This window comes from Clostridia bacterium (assembly GCA_017394805.1).
Lineage (GTDB): Bacteria > Bacillota > Clostridia > Christensenellales > CAG-1252 > RUG14300.
This window is the reverse complement of record JAFPXC010000011.1, coordinates 19,905-41,504: the sequence shown is the minus strand read 5'-3', so window position 1 is coordinate 41,504 and position 21,600 is coordinate 19,905. Positions and strand designations below refer to the sequence as shown.

Here is a 21,600-nt window from a genome sequence, read left to right as displayed (position 1 = left end):
CAAAAAAGAAAACCCCCGTAGGGGGAAGGAGGATATAGCATCAAGCAGACATGACACGAGCTATGGCATCGGCTTACGCCGACGGATTGTAGGATATTTGTACTCCGAAGCGGTCTGGAGTAAAAAAGTAGGTGGCCTTTTTGAAGACCACCCCTTTTTGTTCTGCTATATGTAGTAGCGTTTCCAATTCCTCTCGCTTGATTTTCGTCGGGTTGTAATCATTGCGGAAGTTGTACACTATCGTTATCTTGTTGTCATCGCGTATTATCGTGTAGATAAAAGTTTTCAGCAACGCTTTTCGTATCTCGTCGTCTTGCGTTTCGCCAAAGAATTGCGATCGCAGGAAGTCCACGACATCAATGGTTTCGAGGTCGGGGCGTACCCGTATCTTCTCCACGTTGATTTCCAGCTGCAAGCGTTGTGCTTGTTCTTGCAGTTCTTCCATACGCGCTTTCGTTTGCTCGGTGATGATGCCCGACTCAATGGCACGCAACAAATTCTCCATCGCACGCTTTACTGTTTGCAACCTGCTCTCCAGCGATTGCAACGTGTAGTCGTCTTTCACGGCTCGGTTGTGCTCTTGCATAATGAGATGAGCAAGCTCGGCGATCATATTATTGTCGGCAACGAGAGCGCAGGTCGTGTTGAATACTATGTCGTGTATCGTATCTCTGTCGAGCGGTCTCGCTTCGCAGTCATTCGGTACGCGACGGCCCCGATTACAGGCATAATAGTAGTATTTGCAGTGCCGACCATGCGCAGAGATGCCGATTAGCGGATGAAAGCAATGAGCGCAGTACATCTTGCCGGACAATAGATAGTTGCTGCTTGTTTTGACGCCGACGCCCAACGCGTCTTCTTGGTGTCGTTGTGAGACTTTTTCCCATATCTCGTCGCTTATGATACGCGGGAATATGTTGTCGTAGACAACCCCATCGTGTTCTACCAACCCCCGATATTTGGGATAGTGAAGCATATCGTATAGGTATTTCACGTGGAAGGAGTTGCCCTCTCGGTTTCGTAGGTTGCGATTATTGAGGGAAAGAAGAATGTCGGGCACGGTATATCCCTGTGCGTATTTGAAATACACCTCACGGATAATGGCTGCCTCTTCTTCGACGATGTACACCTTTTTGCCTTCGACTCTATAGCCGTAGCGAATGCGCCCGCCGGTAAAGTTGCCTTTGAGATAACTCTCGGTCAAGCCACGGTGTACTTTTTGGGACAACTCCATCGAGTAGTATTGGTTCATGCCTTCCAAAAGCGATTCCAAGATAACGCCCTCGGGTGTGTCGGGTATGTTCTCTGTCGCCGATACGACGATCACTCCGTTGTCTTTCAACGTTTTCTTGTGCATGACCGATTCGTATTTGTTACGGGAGAACCTATCCAACTTGTAGACCAGCACCACCTCGAATTTGTGGTCTTTGCTGTCCGCGAGCATCTTTTGGAATTCCGGTCTGGCGTCATTTCTGCCTGTCATAGCGCGGTCGATATATTGATTGAGAACCAATAGATGATGCGCCTCCGCGTACGCGTTACACACGCGCAACTGTCCTTCTATGGACTGTTCGTTTTGCGATTCGCTGCTGTAGCGAGCATAGATTACCGCTGTTTGCATTATTTCTTCCTCCTTGCTTCATACTTTTCCATGCCAATCAAGATTTGTTCGATGATGATTTCCTCGGCAATGTTCTTTTGAGTGATGGGCTCGATGGTGACTCCGTTCTTTTCTAAACGGTGTTTGCACTCCCAAGCGTCAGTGCGTTTTCTTGCGAGCTTGTCCATATCGGTAACGAGTACGGTATCCCATTCGTGACTTGCGCTGTCCAATATCATTTGTTCGCGGATTACTCTCGGTTGTGCGGGTACTCCCCATACTTCTATCTCGGTATAGACTCTTTTGACTTGTATATCGTGTTCTTGCGCATAGCACATGCACTTTTCAATTTGTTCCTCGATATACGGTTGTGCGGGTATGCTGGCATCTCCACGATACCTTGCATAAATGACGGCTTTTTTCATATTGTTACCTCCTTGTGGTTTGTGTTTATACTTCTATGGTACCCTTTGGGACTGTACTTTTGCCATAGACTGAATGGGTGGAAAACCCATCGGATTGCACCTGTTTTGGAATGAAGATGAATCCATTGGAATGAACTGTCAGTTGAGTATCTGTTTGTTTTCGATTTACTGTTCTATTTGGTTTATCTCGAATCATCATTTGGACTCCTTATATATAAATTTGCCAAGCGGCACAGGCGAGGCACCACCGGCCGAACCGCGAGCAAGGATACAGGGGGAACAGTAGATTATTTCGCTTTAGAGAAAAAATCTACCCACCCATTGCGAAGCGGGGCGGACTGTGGTAGACTGCCAAGACGCAAGGCGAATAATCTCTCTTGTGTTTTGATGTGCTAGTGTTTACTAGTCAATTCAAGTCAAGTGACAGTGCCGTCCGAAAGTAGTACAGTCGGGTATGATTTGCGTGCATTCCGTCTATGGCGTTTTTACAGTCCCAAGTTCTACAATGGAAGTATCAAAGGCAAAGGAGGTGAACGCGATGGATGAATTCGTTATTATATCGTTACATAGTCCCGAGTGGAAGGAATTGTCCGACCAAGAGAAAATGATTATAGCGCTGGCATGTTACAAGGCGTACATCAAACGGCTGTTAGGTCAATAAGTGTACGAAAAATACAACGATAAGTTGTAATTTATACTTGACATTCAATGTAAATATGGTATAATCATATACACACGAGAAAAATACTCCGCGTAGTTGTTGGTGTTCGCCCCACCGATGTAGACCATCCTGCATTATACAACCAAAGGGGGTACGGTGATTTTTATAAGGAGGCGGACACGGAAATGAAGAGTAAAAAGCAAGTTAGAGATGAGTTGATGGAAATCAAGTATTACCATTCCTATCGAGATGTTTTTGATGCGCATAATGATGATGTGCGCAGTGAGAGATTGAAGTTATTGAAAGCGTATTATGATGCGTTGATGAAAAACGCGCCGTTGAGATTGTTGCATATCTACTATGAGTACTATTTGACCGACCAGAGCCAAGAGGTACTCGCTGACCGGTTTTGTGTTTCGACAAGTTGCATTTCCAAGTTTTGTCAACAGTTATGCCAATACTTGTCCGATCACAGTGAAGACAACAATGTATAAAGGAGGTAGCCTATGGTAAGCGTAGATTTGAGCGAGTTGGACTACGACAAAGACGCACCGAATAACATATATCGCACCAAGCATTTTATCGTCTGTCAGTACATTGAGATTATGTATGACGACGACACAACGCCGATGGTGGTTAGCCGAGATGTGTTCTTCGCACGTACCACGAAACGCGACAAGTTCTACAATTCCATGTTTGCAGATCGCCGACGTAAAGACGGCCGACGGGTTCACACCGTAATGCAAACGCGTGAATATGTAGCGTAAATTCTTCGGGGTAATGCGTCCCCGCCAATGGGATAATTAGTGATTCCGCTAGTTATCCCATTTTTATTTATCTGGTGTTTCTTGTATAGGCACAAGCCACCGCTTTCCAAAGAAGTCGATTAAAAAAGCGCCGATAGGTGCCGTGACTACGATAGCCAATACCGAGACAAGTAATATCACACTGCCACAGTCTAATCCGAGAGACAGCGCAATACCCCCTATTGAGGCTTGCACTGTTGCCTTGGGCAAATAGGCGAATACGGCAAAAAAACGCTCTCGCCAAGTGGCTTTGGCAAACAGCATACACACGATTACGCCGACGGTGCGGAAAGACAAACCAATGAGTAAGACGACCACCGCTTGCCAACCAACCGATGTGATAAGCCGAAAATCCACGGCTGCACCCATCAACACAAACAATAACACCTCGAAAAACGTCCACAGCGACTTATATCCGTTGGATAACTCCTCCGCCGTATCTTTATGTTTGAAAGCGAGGATCATACCCACTACCATCACGCCCAGTAGAGAGGATATATCTATCCACGGTTTGACTAGGGTTTCCAGCCCTACCATCAATAGGGAAACGGATAAAAGAATAAGCATTTTGGCGGCGAGTGGCAGATGCGTTTTGCGGAAGAGAAACAAGAGGCACACACCTACCACAATACCCAATGCTATGCCAAGTAAGATAGAAACGGGCACAAGGGCAATGGACAACGCGTCGGCTTTGTGGTTTTGAACGATACCGAGGAAGGCGTAAAACAACGTGATTGTATATATGTCATCGACCGATGCCCCCGCCAATACGATAGAGGGAACGGCGTGCTCGGCACCGCGTTTTTCCTCAATGAGTTTGATCATGCGCGGGGAAACGACAGCGGGTGACACGGCACCCAACACGGCACCGAGCAACAGGCTTTCAACCCACGTAAGGTTTAGCAAATAGTGTGCGCCGAGCATGGTGCCCACCATCTCAAAGGTGGCGGGAATAAAGCTCATCAGCAAGGCGGGGGTGCCTACGGACAGCAATTTTTTAAGGTCGAGATTTAACCCCGAACGCGTGAGAATAATCACCAAAGCAATTTGGCGCAACTCCGACGAAATATCCAAGATAGAAGAATCAATGATATTGAGGCAATAGGGTCCAAAAACCAGTCCGACCACGATCATGCCCACCAAGCCCGGTACACGTATCTTGTTGAGCAGCCACCCCACGACAAACCCGACCAATAGTATCAAGCCGAACGATAACAACATCATAACACACCTCCATAAAAAAACGACGCCAACACTTTTGGCAATCGCCAATCGTGTAGACGCCATCAGCCCCGCAGTGGGCGGTTCTCCTCTATCGAGGAAGGAAGTGCATCATTTCCTTATCACCATTATACCACTTTTTATGTGCAAGTCAACAAATAGTTGATTTAATTTTATCCTTAGTTCAATCGTGATTTTTCTTTCATTCGATACAAAATCATGGATTTTCGGTGCGGTTTTCGTGCTGCATAACCGCCATTCAATTCAGGCTCGTTTTGAGACAATCGTGTAGTGAAGTGCTAGTGCATTCCACTACGTTCAATTTGGTTTTTCGCCATTCAAAAACTGTGTTAATCGGGTATGATTCCCACCCATTCAGTCTATGGCGTTTTTACACTTCCAAGGTCTAAACTGAAGATGTGCTTGACGAAACGCCCCTTTCTCGATTGCGGCTTGCAAGGTAAGAGTGGCCACTCCCCAATCGCCCATGACGGAACGTCGTATCAGTTTCAGACGGCACAACTCTACAACTTAATATCATACCATCACGCTTTGCTAACGGCACTTACGGGCATCAACTCAAATCACTGTGCTATCTGGTTACGGGCAAAGGAGACTACTATGGGTAGATACAATTACAGGAACCGTTGGAAGAATCCCCACAAGGCTGGGGAACAGATGTACGCCGAGAAGAAGAAAGGCAAGCATCTCGAAGGCGACAAGGCAGGTCAAGACCTCACCGAGTACGAAAAAGGCGTTCGCGCCGGTTATCTCGAGGCCAATCACGATCACGTGGGCATGTACCACTTTTTCCAATGGCTGAAGCAAAAGCGCGAGCAGGAAGCACAAGAGGCTGCCGCCCAAGCCGAGAAAGCAGCCGCAGCTGCCGAAGCCGCCGGCAAACCCGTCAAGGGTAAAGGCAAGAATGCCGACAACAAATAATCAATATCAAGGAGGGTTGAAAAATCATGGCAAAAAACAGTGTGAGTAACATCGTCGAGCGCGAAATGTTCGACTTCAAAGGAAACAACTACTACCAATACTTCGTGCGTGCCACCTTGCGCGGCCGCGATATCAAGATTCAGTTAGCGCCGAAGGAGAAATCCAAAAAGGCTTTCGAAGTGTTGGACATCGTGTTCGGCGACGCCCAGAGCGCCGAGTTGGTGATCACCCCCTTCGAAGTGCAGGGTGAGAATGGCAACACCATCTCCGGTAACTCCTACGCCATCCGCACGATCGACGAGGACGGCGAAGTGTACGAGGTCAAGGTCAAGCCCTACAAGGACTGCGACAAAGACCTCTTGAAGATGCTGTTGAAATAGCATCGCAAAATCTAACGGGAAGCAGCCCACTAACCTGGGCTGCGATTCCCAAAAGGAGGCTCTATGAAAATCTTAGTCATTATCATTGTCGTTTGCATGGTCGCATTCGGCATAGTGGGTGCCATCGGGTTCTTCTCGGACGGCTTCACCAACTTTGACAAGGAAGGTGTCAAGCAGCAACTGAACTCTCTCAAAGAGAGTGTGCAAGGCTTGACGGACAAAGTTGGAGATGCGTTCAGGAAAGACAAGCAACCCGAGGACGCTACGCCTTGCGAACACGCAAACATTGACGAGAACGGTATGTGTCAAGACTGCGGTCAGTGTACGCACAAGTACGGATTCAACGGCGTTTGTCAAGGTTGTGGCAAATCACTTGACGAAATCCGTGCCGAATGCGAGCACGAATTCGATGGTTGCGTATGTACCAAATGCGGTTACACCGACCACGATGTAGATCCTGACACCTTCCAATGTCGCAAGTGCGGTATGCTTGTCATCAACACCAATTCGGCTTGCCTCAACGGGCATGACCTAGACGCCTACGGCGATTGCAAGTATTGCCACAAGCATATTGAGCACCGTGACGTCAATGGCGACGGCCACTGCGACTCTTGTGGTGTGCAACTCGAAGTGCAACCCGAGCCCGAGCCTGAGCCCGAACCGCAAGAGAAGTACATCGTCAGTATTCATCAACAAAACGTTCCCACTTATCAGGTGGGCGACGAAGCCATCCCTGAAAGCAACAGCATTATGCTTGTGTACTCGGATGACTCGTATGACTTCGCTATCCCCGATTCTATTGATGTCGATACATCAACCCCCGGTGACTATATGGGTGTTGCCTATTACGGCGAGTTCACTTGTGAATTCTCGTATGTCGTAGAGGGCACCGAGGAAGGTCCCACCGGCTCGGGTGAGTCCATGGTCGAGGAAGACGGCGAATGGTAATAAAAAGGAGGTAAATAATGAAAAGAACAATCAGTATCATCAGTATCGTGACGATTCTCGTCATTGTCGCCTGCTCGGTTTCGTTGTGTTTCGTGGGCTGTGAGTCCACCAAGCAAATGAATGAGTCCGTGGCGCCGGGCGACATGCTTACTATCACGCAACTCACCGAGCTGGAAGCCGTATCGCTGGAAGTGACCGCACCTATCTATTTGTCGGGTGGCGATTCGGGCAGTGGCTATACCCAGCAATCGGTTATCGCAGTCATCACGCCCGATTCCGTGCAAGACAAGTATGTGACTTGGTCTGTCGCTTGGGCTTCGGGTGCCGCGTTGTCGTCCAAGAACGTATCCGACTACATCCAAATCGTTCAAGATGGCTCTACCACTTGTACTTTGAAGTGCTTTAAGGCGTTCCGTGGCAGCAACATTATTTTGACCTGTACGACTCGTCAAAACAACAAGACCTGCACTGCTACCATCACCTATAACGGTGTGCCCTCTGATATGACTTTGGGTAGTGCGTCGGGTGCCGCCACCTACAATTTGGGTTCCATGTCCGTTCCCTCGTTGTATGTTGGGCAAACCTATTCCGTTCCCATCAACATGACCAATATCTTCAATGATGTGGGTAGTGACTACAACAACTTCACCATTACGGTTACGGGCGTCGGCACTGTCACGTTGGGCAATTATACGAAGTCTGGTCGTGGTGCCGGTTGGAGTACCCACGACAACACTGTGGAGTTGAGTTCTATCGCCAATCAAATGGTTTCTTGTACCACCACGGGGGCAACACTCAAAATTACCGTAAACAAGTCTATTTATGGCTATTTTGAATCGTCCAATACTTCGCATCCCGAGGGTCTCGGTGAAACGACTACTTGGACGAACAAGGTTTATTCGGTCAACACCGACGCAGATGGTAACAAGCCTTACGTCATCATCACGGTTAAGCAAACCAACTACAACTTCTCGGCAACCTTCAAGTGCTTCTTGGAAGAGCAAGTCGCCAGCGTAGCCATCAGCGGTAGCAACACGATTACCTTCTAACAAGGGGGTGATGTCGTATGACTACCAATGTTATGACTGTCATCATCTATGTGGTGCTCGTTCTAGCGGTAGTTGGCGGTATCGGAGCGGTAGCATATTTCACCTCAGGTTTCACCAGTGATTTCCAAACGTTCTATTTGCGCTACGAGGGTGAAAACATCCTTGAAAGCACAAGTGACATGGTCTTCGTAGACGATTCTGTGTACCTATTTGAGGTGAAATACACCTTTGGTGCTGTAGCCAAAGAGAAGACGGGTTACTCCGTTAAGGTAGTGCCGTGCATCAAGGACAATGATTTCACTTACTTGGTAGACGGTGAAGAGCATCGTTTTAGCGAGCTGAACGACCTAACCTCTTGTTTCGATATTCAGTACAGCAACGATTCTTTCGCAATCGCCGGCAACGCCCAAGTCTTGAATGTCTTGCAGCGTTACCATGAGGGCGCTACCGTGGAGATCGTCAATACCCTTGCAGAGATGCGCGACTACTTCACGATGGTGGTGTACTCGTACAACAACAAGGCGGCAGTCAAGGTGTCGTTCCACGGGATAGATGTGGGGGGTAACTTCCGCATCGAACCCGATCCGGTAGTATTCTAACCAACCCAACTACGGGGGCTATGGGAGACCGTAGCCCCCAATTTCTTTTAGGAGGTATGCTATGAAAAAGTATATTGCAATCGGGTATCAGTACCAACGACTTGTTGCAATTATAGCCGTTTTGGTTATCATTTGCGCCATAGCATTCGGTACTCTGGTACCCATCACAACGGCAAAAGCCGATACCAAGTACAGCGATGTGCTCACCGACCTCAAGACTGACGCCTCATTCAATATCAGCCAATGGGAGAAGCGCGAGAATGATTATTCGCTACAACTCATTACCATAGCGGAAGGCAAAAACGACGAACTGTTTGTTTATGTTTACCAACCCTATGGATATGCACGCACGTATTATGCGAATTACATTCGGCTGTCCGAAACCATTGACAAAGATATAGCGCCGAGAGACTATCGCCTGACGTATATCAATCATTCGAGCGTTTTCTACAAGTACAAGGTCGAGGATTATACCATAACCAAAGAGCCGGTGCGCTACTATGCCGTGATTCAACTCTTGCGACCGTTTATGTCGGAGGTTGACACCCAAGCCGACTACGACAACACAATCAACGCAGTACCTTTCGGCGTGAGCAAACAGTATCGGTTTAGTACCGAGAACGGCGTCAATACGGTATCTTGTATTGACATCGAAACAGTGCTTATCACCGAAAAGTTTGTAGGATTCGTGCGGTACATAGACGATCCGTTCTTTATGATAGGGACAGCCTGCGATAGTCACTTTGTCGCGTTTTCCTGCGACCACGAAATCGACGACTTGCTGGAAGCGGACGTTGAGTACTTTACCCAAAAGGTAACGCTTGAAAAAGAGCATTGGTTCTTTGACTACATCTTGGGTGGGTACACTACCGTGTATCGTCCGACGGATCCCGAATCTCAACCACCTACGGTGGTTACGCTTACCGACGACCAGTATGGTACCTTCGATGCCAAAGGTATGTTCACGGGGCGCCAACACTATGAGTGGAAACGAATCACGTCAACGGCGGACTTCTTGGCAAACATCGAGCAATCATCCATCTATGAAGCAGGGTTTTGGTCTGTATCGACGGAAACACGCCTAACGGATGAAGGGCGTAATGCCATAGCCGATAAACAATGGGTTTTGCAATTCGTGGAGACGCCGTACCAAAACGCAAGTATGGTTGGCTCTACTACCGTCAGTTATGAGCGTACTAACATTTGCAACGTCACGATTTTGCGGCTTATGTTTAGGCATAACGGTACGGTGTACAATCTTGGCGTCGTCGATAATATGCAGACGGGCTCGGATAAACCTGTTACGGAGACGACCTTCGACATCGAGATTAACACCGAGAGTGGTTGGTGGAAGGCACTCATTGCCATCTTGCTTTTGGTGGTATTGCTCATAGTGCTGTGGCCGGCTGTACCCTATATTGCCAAGTTCGTTTTGTGGCTTGTTAGTTTGCCGTTCAAGGCTGTGGGCGGCGCGGTGAAAGCTTGCAAAAAGCGAGAGCCGAAAAGTCCAAACGAGAAAGGTTTGGCAAAAATCGAGCGGCAGCAAGCAAGAGAGCGACGGCGCATAGAACGGCAAGCAAAGCGTGTCAACGTCGAGAAGCTGAAGAATGACATTTGGTCTGGCAAACGAGAATCGGTGCGCTTGACGAAAGCCGAGGAATATGCCCTTAATCACGATCCCGAATGGAAACAAGCCGAGGCAGACGCTTGGGCGGCAATGGGCTACTTCGATGACGGAGACAGCGACTTGTAGGAGGTAGCACGATGAAAAGCCTGAAACGAGCATTGGCTGTTTTGGGCGTATTGATAATGGCTCTACTGCTTTCTTATCTCATTTATACGGGTAAGAAGGCAGCATCCATTACCGATACCACCGAAATAGCAAGAGCAATTATGGGAGGGTATTATGGATAAAAGACAGCGACGATTGAACATTGCAGTAACCTTTATCTTCTTTGCTGTGGCGATCATGCTGGGTGCAAGCGTCTATTACAAATCCTATCTGCGCCTCGCCGAATCTGCCGTGGACTTTTGGAGTTGCTTGAAGCACTACCTATATTTCGTTCTACACCGCCCTATAGACTTAGACGTCACCATCGGTAACAAGTCCCAAGTGATGGAATGGCTAATAAATTGGCCCGAAACTTGGGCGCTATTCAAGACGAAGACCGAACAGTACGGCACGCTTTTGGTAGATGAAACGAATGCAACGGGTTGGCTACTCGCCGAACTCTCCAAGATGGAGAGAGCGTCCAAAATCTTGATAATGTGCTTCCCGCTTATCGCCGGCGTCATAATGGCAATCATAATGCTGTACCGCAAGCCGAACACCAAGCACAACAAGGACACGCGCCCGCTCAAACGGTTCAAGAAACTATCTAACACGGTATATCAGCCGTTCAAACAGTTTGCCATCGGCTACAAAGAGTACCTAACGTACCACCCCAATCTGGTATATTTGTACATCATCATTTGGGCGTTCAACCTCAACTTCGGTGCGATATTGCTATCTGCTTTGGGGTACTACTTCTACTTCGCGTCCTCGTATCAGTTGGGCGGCTTGTATATGCAGGCGGTCAAATTGATCATGGACTTGCAAGTGCTGTTCCTACGGTTCCCATGGTACCTTTTTTTGCCTTATATCTGGAAGGTGTTTTGTCGTTGGAGAGAGCGTATCGCCGATGCACGTTTGCGACACATGGAAGCCAAGAATTGCGGTTTTATCAAGGAATTGCCTATCGTGACGCTCACCTGCGGTAGTATGGGAAAACGCAAAACAACGGCGATCACCGACATGGCGTTATCGCAAGCGGTTATGTTTCGGCAAGAAGCGTACCAAAGGTTGGTGGCGATAGATATGATGTTCCCCTTCTTCCCGTGGATATCTTTTGAGATGGCGTTGCGCCGGTGTATGGAGTACCATACAGTCTACAACTTGGCTACGGCGAGGGAGTGGGTGCGAAAGAAAGAGCAGCGATACCGAAGGCGACAAGACAACGTTGAGCAACTGTATGGGTACGACACGGCGCGATACGGCATGAGCTACGACAACAACCTCAAAACGCTGTCCTTATTCGACGCGCTGGAGATCTACGCACAACTGTATTTCATCTATGTGGTACAGTCCTCTTTGCTTGTATCCAACTACGCCATACGAGAGGACTCTGTTTTGCAAGACGGGGGAAACTTCCCGTTGTGGTACAACAACTTCTTCCCCAAGCGTCGGTTACGCAAATCGCGGTATGCTCACATACTCGATTTCGATACCTTGCGCCTGGGGAAAAAGATGATAGAGGACAACCCGAATATTGGTTCATTTGAGTTTGGCACCGTCGTGATCAGCGAAGTTGGCAAGGAGCGCGGAAATATGTTGGAACTCAAAGAAATCAAGAAAGGTGACGACAAGGCGAATCAGAAAAACGACGACTTCAACCTTTGGTTGAAAATGTGCCGCCATAGTGCCACCGTAGACAATTACCCCTTCATCAAAGTATTTGCCGACGAGCAACGCGCAGCCTCTTGGGGCGCCGACGCACGCGACCTCTGCGACGTCATCACTATCACGGACACATCCCCGAATGGGTTGGCTCTACCGTTCTTCGTGCTAGAAGATATGCTGTGCGATTGGTCTTACAACGGCTTCGGGCGACTGTACGAAAAAATGCGGTTTAGACGAGGCGACAACACGTTGTTGGTCTACCTCTTGAAGAGCGTCGTTTCGTGGCTGTACAAGTACAAAAAACGCATAGAAAACCGATTTGGGTATAGCACGTTGAGCATCGAAAAAGAGCGCGGCACAATGGACTCCAAGCCCGAGAGAAAAAAGTATTATTTGTTGCACCAAAAGATATACGCAGAGCGTTTTGCAACCGACGCATTTGGAGACTTCTTTGCAGAAATGGCGAAGAAAACAAACGTTGGATTGAACGATTATCCGTCATACGCCGGGACAAAGGCAACCATTGACGAGTTGCATCAGCAACACAGTTATTTCATAGAGGGCATTTACTCCGATCCGAGTGACGAGGACTAGCCCTGCCTCTATCCGCGCTCGGGATAAACTATCTTGGAGGTGGAACATGAGCAAATGGTATCCCAATGCAAAGGTGTATTGTGATGGCGTCCATTATATCGCTATCCCTTACGAACCTAACCCTAGCGCAAAGCATAGGCGCCCCGAGGTAGAAGAGATAGTAGAGGTTGACGACCATACGGCGGCACCAACGCAAGCTGAAAGTGAAACGACCGATGCTTGCGAGACGGAGACGCCGGTGGAGGACACAACCTCTACGGAATCTCAATCTACCAAGCGCCATACGACGAAGAAAGCCGAGTTTGAAAGGCTGTATCGAGAGAGTTTTGATTTGACGCCGAAACGCCGGCGCAAGTACATATTGAGCGAGATGAAGAAACTGTTTCCCCACTACAATAAGATGTGGGAGTATGTGTCGGAGAAGTTGGAAGAAAAGAACAAGGCGCTCAATGCCAAGCGACAGCGGTTTATGAGGAAGGCGCACCTCAACAACTTCAATTACTTTGCGACCTTCACATACGACAGCGCCAAGATGGATGAAGTAACTTTCAAGTGGCGGCTTATGAGAACGCTGCAAAACTTCCATACGGCGAGAGGCTGGACTTATATGGGAGTATGGGAACGCGGAAGCGAGACCGAACGACTGCACTTTCACTGTCTATTGAATGTGCCCGAAGGACAAATGGTAGGGATGCTACAAGACACGCGGGAGTACAACAAAAAGAGTGGACGCATGGTGGAATACACCCACAATACCTTCTTCGATGAAAAGTACGGACGCAACGAGTTTGATATGTTGGCGACGAAGGGCCCGATGTATCTGGGCTCAACCATCGACTATATCTTGAAGTACATCGAAAAGACGGGAGAGAAGATTGTGTACAGTCGCGGACTCCCCATGTATGTAATGAGCGACATCGAGGACAAAGACGTGATTATGCGGACAGGAATGGAAGACAAGAAACTGCTACTATTCGAGGATTTTGACTGTTGGGATGAAGGCGTGTACGTCGGCGTAAACAGCGAAGAAACACGCGCCCAACTCCGTAAATCCAACTAACGACGCCTTTCGGGAAATGCCCGAAATGTGTGAGACGGTTCAAGCAGGTGTGGCGTAGCGGTTTAGCGAGCCCCCTGCGGCCGCTCACATCGGACAGTCGAAAGCGCGTAATTGGTTCGGTTGGGCGTTGGTTGATTCGTTGTTAGGCGTGCCTTGTCTTCACGCGCGCGTCGCGCGCGTGCTTGTTTCAAAGACAAGGCACGCCTAACGCTGTGAGACAGTGTTAGACAAGATTTGAAAAACTTTGCAAGGTGGGCGATTTTTGGGACATCTCAACATTGACCTCCTTATCAGTGTTGGCTAAAATGATAGTGAAGGAGGACAAAGAAATGAAAAAAGCATCTCCCGCAGAAATTGTTGTAACGCTTTTTAGTAGCGTTTTGTGGCTCGGAACTTTGATCGCGATGTTCTTTATAAAGCATTGGACTGTGCTCTTCGTTGCCATTCCTCATTGCCTTGCATTTATATGGATGCTTTCATTCGCAGTTCAACATTCGCAGAACAGCAAAACCGAAGAGAAAAAGAGAGTTAATGACCAAAGCCAAAAGGATGATGGAATTACAATGGATGAAATTATCTTTTGGGACATGATAGATGATGATTGAGGAGGTTATTATGGATATTTTATGGTATGACGATGACAAAATGCCCGCAAAGATTCGTTTGATTTCTAAAGGGTTGCAGTGCGCGACAGTCGCAGAGGCTCCGTATGACGATAAACCTTTTACGGAGATGAAGGTAGTTTTTGCTTTGGCTATGAGTCAATGCTTCGAAGACGTGTCAGTGTACTTCACGGAAGAAAACCATGCGATATTGATCAATGGCAAGACGCGTGAGCAAACTCCCGTGGTAGGTTGGGTGTCGCTGTTGAATGTTGCCGATGGTCGTAGTTTTGCGATGTTCCCGCCAGTGCAATGTTGAGAGGATAGCATTATGATTACGCTCATTTTGATATTGATGGTGATATATATGCTTGCCAAGCGCTCTTGACTATATCAAAGATTTTTGATATAATCGTAATACATACGCACGAGGATGAAAGCAATGATTGATATCATCAATAATACGAGCAAATTGTTGGGCGACGACCTCAAAAAGGAGTTGCTGGGAGCAGACAGGGTACGCATAGCGGCATCGTGTTTTTCCATATACGCATACGCGGCTTTGCGTGAAGAGTTGGAAGGCATTGAAGAATTGCGTTTCCTTTTTACTACGCCGACCTTCGTAGATGCTCATATTACCGACAATATCAAAAAAGAAAAGCGTGAATTCTTTATCCCTAAGTTCAGCGAATCTTCCTTGTGTGGCACGGACTTCGAGATACGGTTGCGCAACCAAATGACGCAGAGAGCCATTGCGCGTGAATGTGCCGAGTGGATCCGTAACAAGGTGCAAATCAAGTCTATCAAGAGCGAGGGCTATACGCAGACCTCCGTCAATATCACCAACCACGAGCATAGCACCACATATACGCCTATTGGAGGCTTTACTACCGCCGAGTTGGGATATGAGAGTAACGGTAGCCACTTGGTACAAATCATTAAGACCGACGACGCTAGTTATAGCCGTAGTTTTTTGACGGAGTTCGATCGACTTTGGCAAAATGACGATGATGTGGAAGACATCACTGCTGCCATCGTGGATTACATTTCATCTTGCTACAAAGAAAACTCGCCGGAGTTCATTTACTACATCATTCTGTACAACATCTTCCGTGAGTTTTTGCAAGATCTCGACTCCGACTATATGCCCAACGAGGCTACGGGGTTCAAGAACAGTCTTATTTGGAACAAGTTGTACAATTTCCAAAAGGATGGTGCCGTCGGCATCATCAACAAGCTAGAGAAATACAACGGCTGCATTCTTGCCGACAGCGTGGGCTTGGGCAAAACCTTCACCGCCCTTGCCGTCATGCAATACTATTCCTTGCGCAACAAGTCTATTTTGGTGCTTTGTCCTAAGCGCTTGGAGCAGAACTGGACGCAGTATCAAGGCAACACCAAGGTTAATATCTTCTACAAAGACCGTATTCGTTTTGACGTGCTATTCCACACTGATTTGGGACGCACTTCGGGCAAGAGTGGCGGCATAGACCTTGCTACCGTGAACTGGGGCAACTATGACTTGGTGGTGATAGACGAGAGTCACAATTTCCGTAACAATAACGCCTCCCGCAAGGATAGGGACACGCGCTATGACTTTTTGATGAAACGCATCATGCAAGATGGCGTTAAGACAAAGGTTTTGATGCTGTCTGCCACACCTGTCAACAACCGTTACAACGATTTGAAGAATCAGTTGTTGTTGGCATACTGCGGCAACTATGAAGAAATGAGCGAAACGATTGGTACCGACAAAGACGTGCAGGTTGTTTTCCAGCAAGCGCAAAAGGTATTCAATGCTTGGAGTAAGTTGCCTATCGAGGAACGCCATGCCAAAGACCTTATTGATAAGTTGGACATCGACTTCTCAATCATCTTGGATAGCGTAACCATCGCACGTAGCCGTAAACACATTCAGAAGTATTACAGCACTGCCGACATTGGGCAATTCCCCACACGTTTGCCTGTCGTTTCCAAGTACCCCAAGCTGACGAATAACCCAGCCATCCTCTCCTATAAACAAATCTATGACTTGTTGCTGGAGATGAACATGAGCGTTTATGCTCCGTTGGCGATGCTGTTCCCCTCGCGTATAGACGAGTACGAAGAGTTGTACGAGGTGGATCTTTCTAAAGAGAATCCCAACGCCAACGCTCTTGGACAAGGCTTGACGCGTCAAAAGCACCGTGAAAGCGGATTGAAGAAGTTGATGACTATTGGGCTCTTGAAACGTTTGGAGAGCAGTGTTCACGCCTTCCGCATCACGCTCAAAAAATTGCTTGACATCAATAAAGAGATGTTGGCTACCATTGATAGGTTCTTGGCGGGCGACACAACGGCATCCATCAAGAAAGAGGTTGCCGAATATGCCATCGTTGATCCGGACGAAGACAACGACTTTTCTTTGGAGAAGATAGCTGCCGGCAAGACTATCGAGATCAAGTTGGCGGACATTGACGTTACCACTTGGCGCCGTGAGATTCAAAACGACGCCGATATACTATATCGTCTATATCACGAAATGTTGCGTGTTACGCCCGCAGATGATAATAAACTCTGCGAATTGAAGCAACTCATTGAAGAAAAGATGGCGCATCCGTTCAATGAAGGCAACCGTAAAGTGTTGATTTTCTCTGCCTTCGCCGATACTGCGGATTATCTCTATCAAAACATCAGCGAGTATATGCTGTCGAAGTATGGCATATATACGGCGCGTGTATCGGGTGGTGGCGACAACCGCACCAACATAGGCGGTAGTCCAAACACGGATAGATTGTTGACGCTTTTCTCGCCAATATCCAAGCAAAAAGCGGTCATCTATCCCGACGAAAAACATGAGATTGATGTGCTCATAGGTACCGATTGTATCTCCGAAGGTCAAAACCTGCAAGACTGCGATATTTGTATCAACTACGATATCCATTGGAACCCCGTGCGCATTGTGCAACGTTTCGGTCGTATTGACCGTATCGGAAGCGTCAATACGAGCATTCAGTTGGTCAACTTCTGGCCGGACATCACGCTCGACGAATACATCAACCTCAACAAGCGTGTGTCGGCTCGTATGACCATCGTCAATGCTACCGCTACTGCCGACGACAACATCATATCCGAAGAAGCGGAGGAAATGGATTACCGCAAAGAGCAGCTTAAGAAGTTGCAAGAGGGTACCCTGCAAGACCTCGAGGACGTTGACGGCAATATCTCTATCACGGACTTGGGTTTGAATGACTTTGTAATGGACTTGGTGGCATATCACAAAGAGGTTGGTGATCCTAAAGGTGTCACCAAAGGGCTACACGCAGTAGTCGCTGCCGACGAGTCCAAAGGCATTGAGCCGGGCACCATTTTTGTGTTGTGCAACCGCAATGATGGTATCAACATCAACAAGCTAAACCGCTTGCATCCCTTCTATCTGGTGTATATCCGTGATGATGGCACCATACTTTATAACCATCTTGAGGTCAAGTATGTGTTGGATGTGCTACGCGCTACTTGCAAAGGCAATGCAGAGCCTCTTGCAGATTTGTGTCGTCGATTCAATCGGGAGACAAAAGATGGTGCAAGAATGGAGAAATACAACGAGTTGTTGGATGGTGCCATTGCCAGCATCATTGCGGCGAAAGAGGAAAACGATTTGCAGTCGCTATTCAAGGTTGGCAGCAAGGTGTTATTCCAGCAAAATATGTTTGCATTAGACGACTTCGAGTTGATTTCGTTTGTGGTGATCAAGTAGTATGTTGGGGTTTAGTAGCAAAACCGAAGTGAATAGACGGTTCAAGCAAAGCGAACTGTATAAGGTGATGGACGCCGACAAAAGCGTGCGAGCCGATGGCAAGCAAGTATTGTCGGTTACACTCACCAATGTACTGTCGCCTGCTACGCTCAACTTCCGCACAGTCGGCGAGGTCAAAGAAATCTATGTATTTGCTCTCGACCTCGCCGATAAGACTATCCCCGCTACCTTCATAGCGGCATTGGACAAAGCCATCAATTTGCATACCGTCTTTGTGTTGCAAATTGCCGGACAATCTATGCTCTATGGCGCATACAAAGAGCGTACTGAAAAGGGCGTGAGATGTAGCAAGTATTATAGTACCTCATGGCAAACGGAGTCTCCATCGGTGTTTATCCCGTCGTGGGTGGCGTCTATTGACGATATTTATACCGCTATCATTGACGAGTTGATTCCTATCACCGCCCGTGAGGGTGAACCGACAAAGGACTTCGTCGATAGGTACGAATCTATACTGCGTTTACACAAGGAGATTGCCAAAATGCAAGCCCTTGTTGACGCAGAAAAACAAGCTAAGAAGCGTTTTGAACTGAACGCAAAACTAAAAGAACTTCAAGTTGCTTTGGCAGATGCCAGCGACTAACCATAGGAGATTATTATGGATAAAATTGACATGATTTCGATGGATAATGTGCAGGCGAATATCGCCAAGATACGCGCTTTGTTCCCCAACGCCGTGACCGAGGTATTGCGTGATGGCAAGCCCGTGTTGGCGGTGGATTGGGATGTTCTTCGCCAAGAAATGAGTGATATGCTCATAGACGACAAAGAGGAACGGTATCAATTCACTTGGCCAGACAAGCGCAAGTCTATCCTACTTGCCAATACGCCCACTACGGCAACTCTACGCCCTGTGCGGGAGCGTAGCGTCAACTTTGACACTACCGAGAATCTTTATATCGAAGGCGACAACCTTGAGGTATTGAAACTCTTACAAGAAACCTATCTCGGCAAAATCAAGATGATATACATCGATCCACCCTACAACACGGGCAACGACTTTGTGTATGCCGATGACTTTGCAGAGGATACGGCAGGATATATTTCGCGTAGTGGACAATATGATGAAGCGGGCAATCGTTTGGTACTAAACACCGAGTCTAATGGTCGCTTTCATACGGATTGGCTTAACATGCTTTATCCGCGCTTGAGAATTGCCAAAGATTTGTTAGCGGATGATGGGGTAATATTTATCTCTATGGATGAAAATGAGATTGAAAACTTGAAGAAAATTTGCAATGAAATATTTGGAGAGTTTAATTTCATTTCACAACTTGGATGGCAAAAGGTTTATTCGCCAAAGAATCAAGCTCGGTTTTTCTCTAACGATTATGAATTTGTGCTCTGCTATTGCAAAAATATAAATGTATTCTCATTGGGAATGCTTCCTCGTACACCTGAAATGAACGCAAGATATAAGAATCCCGACAATGATCCTCGAGGTAATTGGAAACCGGGAGATTGTGTTGGTAATGGTGAGCGCAAAAATGGTTATTATGATGTTGTAAGTCCAATTACAGGTAAAGTTTTTAATGTTCCCAAAGGGAAACACTGGGTATATGCGCCTGATACAATGAAGCAGTTAATTGCTGAAAACAGGATATATTTTGGAAAAGATGGTAATGCCTTCCCTGCAGTGAAACAGTTTTTATCAGATGTAACAGGGCGTCGAGCTTCAAGTTTGCTACTTTTTGAAGATTATGGTCATACTGATATGGCAAAAAAAGACATTATCAGGATTTTTCAAGAGTTGGAGCAACCTCCTTTTGATACGCCTAAGCCAGTTAAGTTACTTAAAATGCTTTGTATCTTAGGAACCAAACAGGATGATATAATACTTGACTTCTTTTCGGGCTCTGCAACAACTGCTCACGCCGTAATGCAACTGAATGCAGAAGATGGAGGGAAAAGGAAGTTTATTATGGTTCAACTTCCCGAAAAATTTGATGAATCAAGTGAGGCATATAAGGTAGGTTATCATACTATTTGTGATGTAGGTGAAGAAAGGATACGGAGAGCAGGTAAACGTATAGTAGATGATTCTCCATTGACTACATCCAATCTTGACATCGGATTCCGTGTGTTGCGTGTGGATAGCAGCAATATGAAGGATGTATATTATAAACCTGTGGAAACGCAACAATCTTTGCTGGACTCCTTGGAAAGCAACATTAAGGAAGATCGCACCGATGAGGACTTGTTGTTCCAAGTGATGTTGTCCCTCGGCAAACCCCTCTCCGCCAAGATTGAGCGCAAGGAGTGTACTATTCAACACCGCGCCGTGTATGATAGCAAAATCTATAATGCTGGTGGTGGCTATGCACAACCTCGTACGTTTACCTATTATTGTGTAGATGGCAATGACTTGGTGTGTTGCTTTGAGCCAAACATCACCGATGATGTAGTGCGTGCTATCGCCGATATGCACCCCCTCTATGCCGTCTTCCGCGACAGTTCGATGGGACACGACGATGTGCTTGCCAATTTCGACCAAATCTTTGCGACCTACAGCCCCAACACCGACAGGAGAGTGTTATAATGAGTAGCCATCAAACTCCGTCTATTATATACCACTATTGTAGTTTGGATGCTTTTGTTTCGATTATCAACAACCATAATATTCGTTTATCTAATCTATATAAAACAAATGATTGGAGTGAAAAGAGATATTATGGGCAGATGGTAATAGATTATTTGTCGCAGCGTTGTAGTTTGAACCAAGAGGATATATCAAAACTAAATATTAGACTTGAAGAACTAACTAATCCTACTATCGGACAAACGCTATCTTATGCTTGTTGTTTTTCTGAAGTTTCGGATTCATTGTCACAGTGGAGAATGTATGGTGACAACGGGTTTGGGGTTTGTATAGGTTTTGATGTTGCTTTGTTAAAGAAACTTCGAGCAAATACAATTTTATCATTTGATCGAGTTTTATATCCTAAACAGTTTCGCCGCTCTGATTGGGATGATAGAGTTCTTTCAAGTATTGATTCTATTCCAAAGGATAAATACAATCTTACATTTGTTTTCGATATGTTGATGGCTAGAAGTGCGTTTTATAAGGATCCTAGTTATCAAATGGAAAAAGAATGGAGGATTGTTGTTTCGTCTGATAAACAATATGGTGGATTGATTGATGTTGTTGATCCAATAGATCAAATTAGGATGAAGCATTGGGTTTATTCTTGGCGTGAAGATTGTGGGTTTTCTTTAAGTGGATTAAAAACAACCACAATGAATAGACAATTGTATTCATATTTAGAACTTGGCTTTAGTGGGGTAACAAAAGATTTAATTAAGCGGATTGTATTAGGACCATCTTCATTGGTGCATCCTCACGAAGTCTATGAGTTGTTATGTGAGAATATTCCCATTGAAACAGATGATTTGTCGAGATTGATGGATAAGACTAGATATGATAGAATAAAACGAATTATAAGTGTAGAAAAGTCTATCATTCCATATAGAGGCTAGG

At 46.7% G+C, this 21,600-nt stretch carries 20 protein-coding genes; 17 read left to right on the top strand and 3 right to left on the bottom strand.

Annotated features, from left to right (window positions below):
* Nucleotides 1–73: 73 nt before the first annotated feature.
* Nucleotides 74–1,621: a recombinase family protein gene (locus II896_02605; GenBank protein MBQ4443536.1), complete on the bottom strand. Its 1,548-nt coding sequence runs from the start codon at nt 1,619–1,621 to the stop codon at nt 74–76.
* Entirely contained in the window at nt 1,621–2,025 is a 405-nt protein-coding gene (locus tag II896_02600; GenBank protein MBQ4443535.1) for a recombinase family protein, read from the bottom strand. The genes II896_02605 and II896_02600 overlap by 1 nt, the downstream gene beginning before the upstream one ends.
* 846 nt (nt 2,026–2,871) lie before the next feature.
* Between II896_02600 and II896_02595 the strand changes: the two genes are divergently transcribed.
* The gene (locus II896_02595; GenBank protein ID MBQ4443534.1) at nt 2,872–3,180 is read left to right on the top strand and encodes a hypothetical protein; all 309 of its coding nucleotides are present in this window, start codon (nt 2,872–2,874) and stop codon (nt 3,178–3,180) included.
* 12 nt (nt 3,181–3,192) lie between these two features.
* Nucleotides 3,193–3,453, top strand: a complete 261-nt coding sequence (locus II896_02590; GenBank protein MBQ4443533.1) for a hypothetical protein — start codon at nt 3,193–3,195, stop codon at nt 3,451–3,453.
* Between the two features lie 63 nt (nt 3,454–3,516).
* Here the strand turns inward: II896_02590 and II896_02585 are convergent, their stop codons facing one another.
* A complete protein-coding gene (locus II896_02585; protein MBQ4443532.1) occupies nt 3,517–4,713 on the bottom strand; it encodes a cation:proton antiporter in 1,197 nt (398 codons plus the stop codon).
* A 621-nt stretch (nt 4,714–5,334) separates the two neighbouring features.
* Here II896_02585 and II896_02580 point away from each other — a divergent pair.
* The 15 genes from II896_02580 (at nt 5,335) to II896_02510 (ending at nt 21,599) form a co-directional block, all read left to right on the top strand.
* Nucleotides 5,335–5,655, top strand: a complete 321-nt coding sequence (locus tag II896_02580) for a hypothetical protein (protein ID MBQ4443531.1) — start codon at nt 5,335–5,337, stop codon at nt 5,653–5,655.
* A 26-nt stretch (nt 5,656–5,681) separates the two neighbouring features.
* Complete coding sequence (locus II896_02575) at nt 5,682–6,035, top strand: hypothetical protein (GenBank protein ID MBQ4443530.1); 354 nt, start codon at nt 5,682–5,684, stop codon at nt 6,033–6,035.
* A 63-nt stretch (nt 6,036–6,098) separates the two neighbouring features.
* The gene (locus II896_02570) at nt 6,099–6,983 is read left to right on the top strand and encodes a hypothetical protein (protein ID MBQ4443529.1); all 885 of its coding nucleotides are present in this window, start codon (nt 6,099–6,101) and stop codon (nt 6,981–6,983) included.
* Between the two features lie 17 nt (nt 6,984–7,000).
* Nucleotides 7,001–8,032, top strand: coding sequence for a hypothetical protein (locus II896_02565; GenBank protein ID MBQ4443528.1), 1,032 nt, complete (start codon nt 7,001–7,003; stop codon nt 8,030–8,032).
* 32 nt (nt 8,033–8,064) lie between these two features.
* A complete protein-coding gene (locus II896_02560) occupies nt 8,065–8,631 on the top strand; it encodes a hypothetical protein (GenBank protein ID MBQ4443527.1) in 567 nt (188 codons plus the stop codon).
* 61 nt (nt 8,632–8,692) lie between these two features.
* Entirely contained in the window at nt 8,693–10,384 is a 1,692-nt protein-coding gene (locus II896_02555) for a hypothetical protein (GenBank protein MBQ4443526.1), read from the top strand.
* A gap of 11 nt (nt 10,385–10,395) precedes the next feature.
* Complete coding sequence (locus II896_02550; protein ID MBQ4443525.1) at nt 10,396–10,545, top strand: hypothetical protein; 150 nt, start codon at nt 10,396–10,398, stop codon at nt 10,543–10,545.
* The gene (locus II896_02545) at nt 10,538–12,664 is read left to right on the top strand and encodes a hypothetical protein (GenBank protein MBQ4443524.1); all 2,127 of its coding nucleotides are present in this window, start codon (nt 10,538–10,540) and stop codon (nt 12,662–12,664) included. Before II896_02550 ends, II896_02545 begins: the two co-directional genes overlap by 8 nt.
* Nucleotides 12,665–12,710: 46 nt before the next feature.
* Nucleotides 12,711–13,724, top strand: coding sequence for a hypothetical protein (locus tag II896_02540; protein ID MBQ4443523.1), 1,014 nt, complete (start codon nt 12,711–12,713; stop codon nt 13,722–13,724).
* A 329-nt stretch (nt 13,725–14,053) separates the two neighbouring features.
* A complete protein-coding gene (locus tag II896_02535) occupies nt 14,054–14,329 on the top strand; it encodes a hypothetical protein (protein ID MBQ4443522.1) in 276 nt (91 codons plus the stop codon).
* Nucleotides 14,330–14,339: 10 nt separating this feature from the next.
* Entirely contained in the window at nt 14,340–14,645 is a 306-nt protein-coding gene (locus II896_02530) for a hypothetical protein (GenBank protein ID MBQ4443521.1), read from the top strand.
* Nucleotides 14,646–14,771: 126 nt separating this feature from the next.
* The gene (locus II896_02525) at nt 14,772–18,062 is read left to right on the top strand and encodes a DEAD/DEAH box helicase family protein (GenBank protein ID MBQ4443520.1); all 3,291 of its coding nucleotides are present in this window, start codon (nt 14,772–14,774) and stop codon (nt 18,060–18,062) included.
* Nucleotide 18,063: 1 nt separating this feature from the next.
* Nucleotides 18,064–18,705 (top strand): DUF4391 domain-containing protein, encoded by a 642-nt coding sequence (locus II896_02520; GenBank protein MBQ4443519.1) that lies wholly within the window; start codon nt 18,064–18,066, stop codon nt 18,703–18,705.
* A gap of 15 nt (nt 18,706–18,720) precedes the next feature.
* The gene (locus tag II896_02515; GenBank protein ID MBQ4443518.1) at nt 18,721–20,661 is read left to right on the top strand and encodes a site-specific DNA-methyltransferase; all 1,941 of its coding nucleotides are present in this window, start codon (nt 18,721–18,723) and stop codon (nt 20,659–20,661) included.
* Complete coding sequence (locus II896_02510; GenBank protein ID MBQ4443517.1) at nt 20,661–21,599, top strand: DUF2971 domain-containing protein; 939 nt, start codon at nt 20,661–20,663, stop codon at nt 21,597–21,599. Before II896_02515 ends, II896_02510 begins: the two co-directional genes overlap by 1 nt.
* The last annotated feature ends 1 nt before the right edge of the window (nt 21,600 follow it).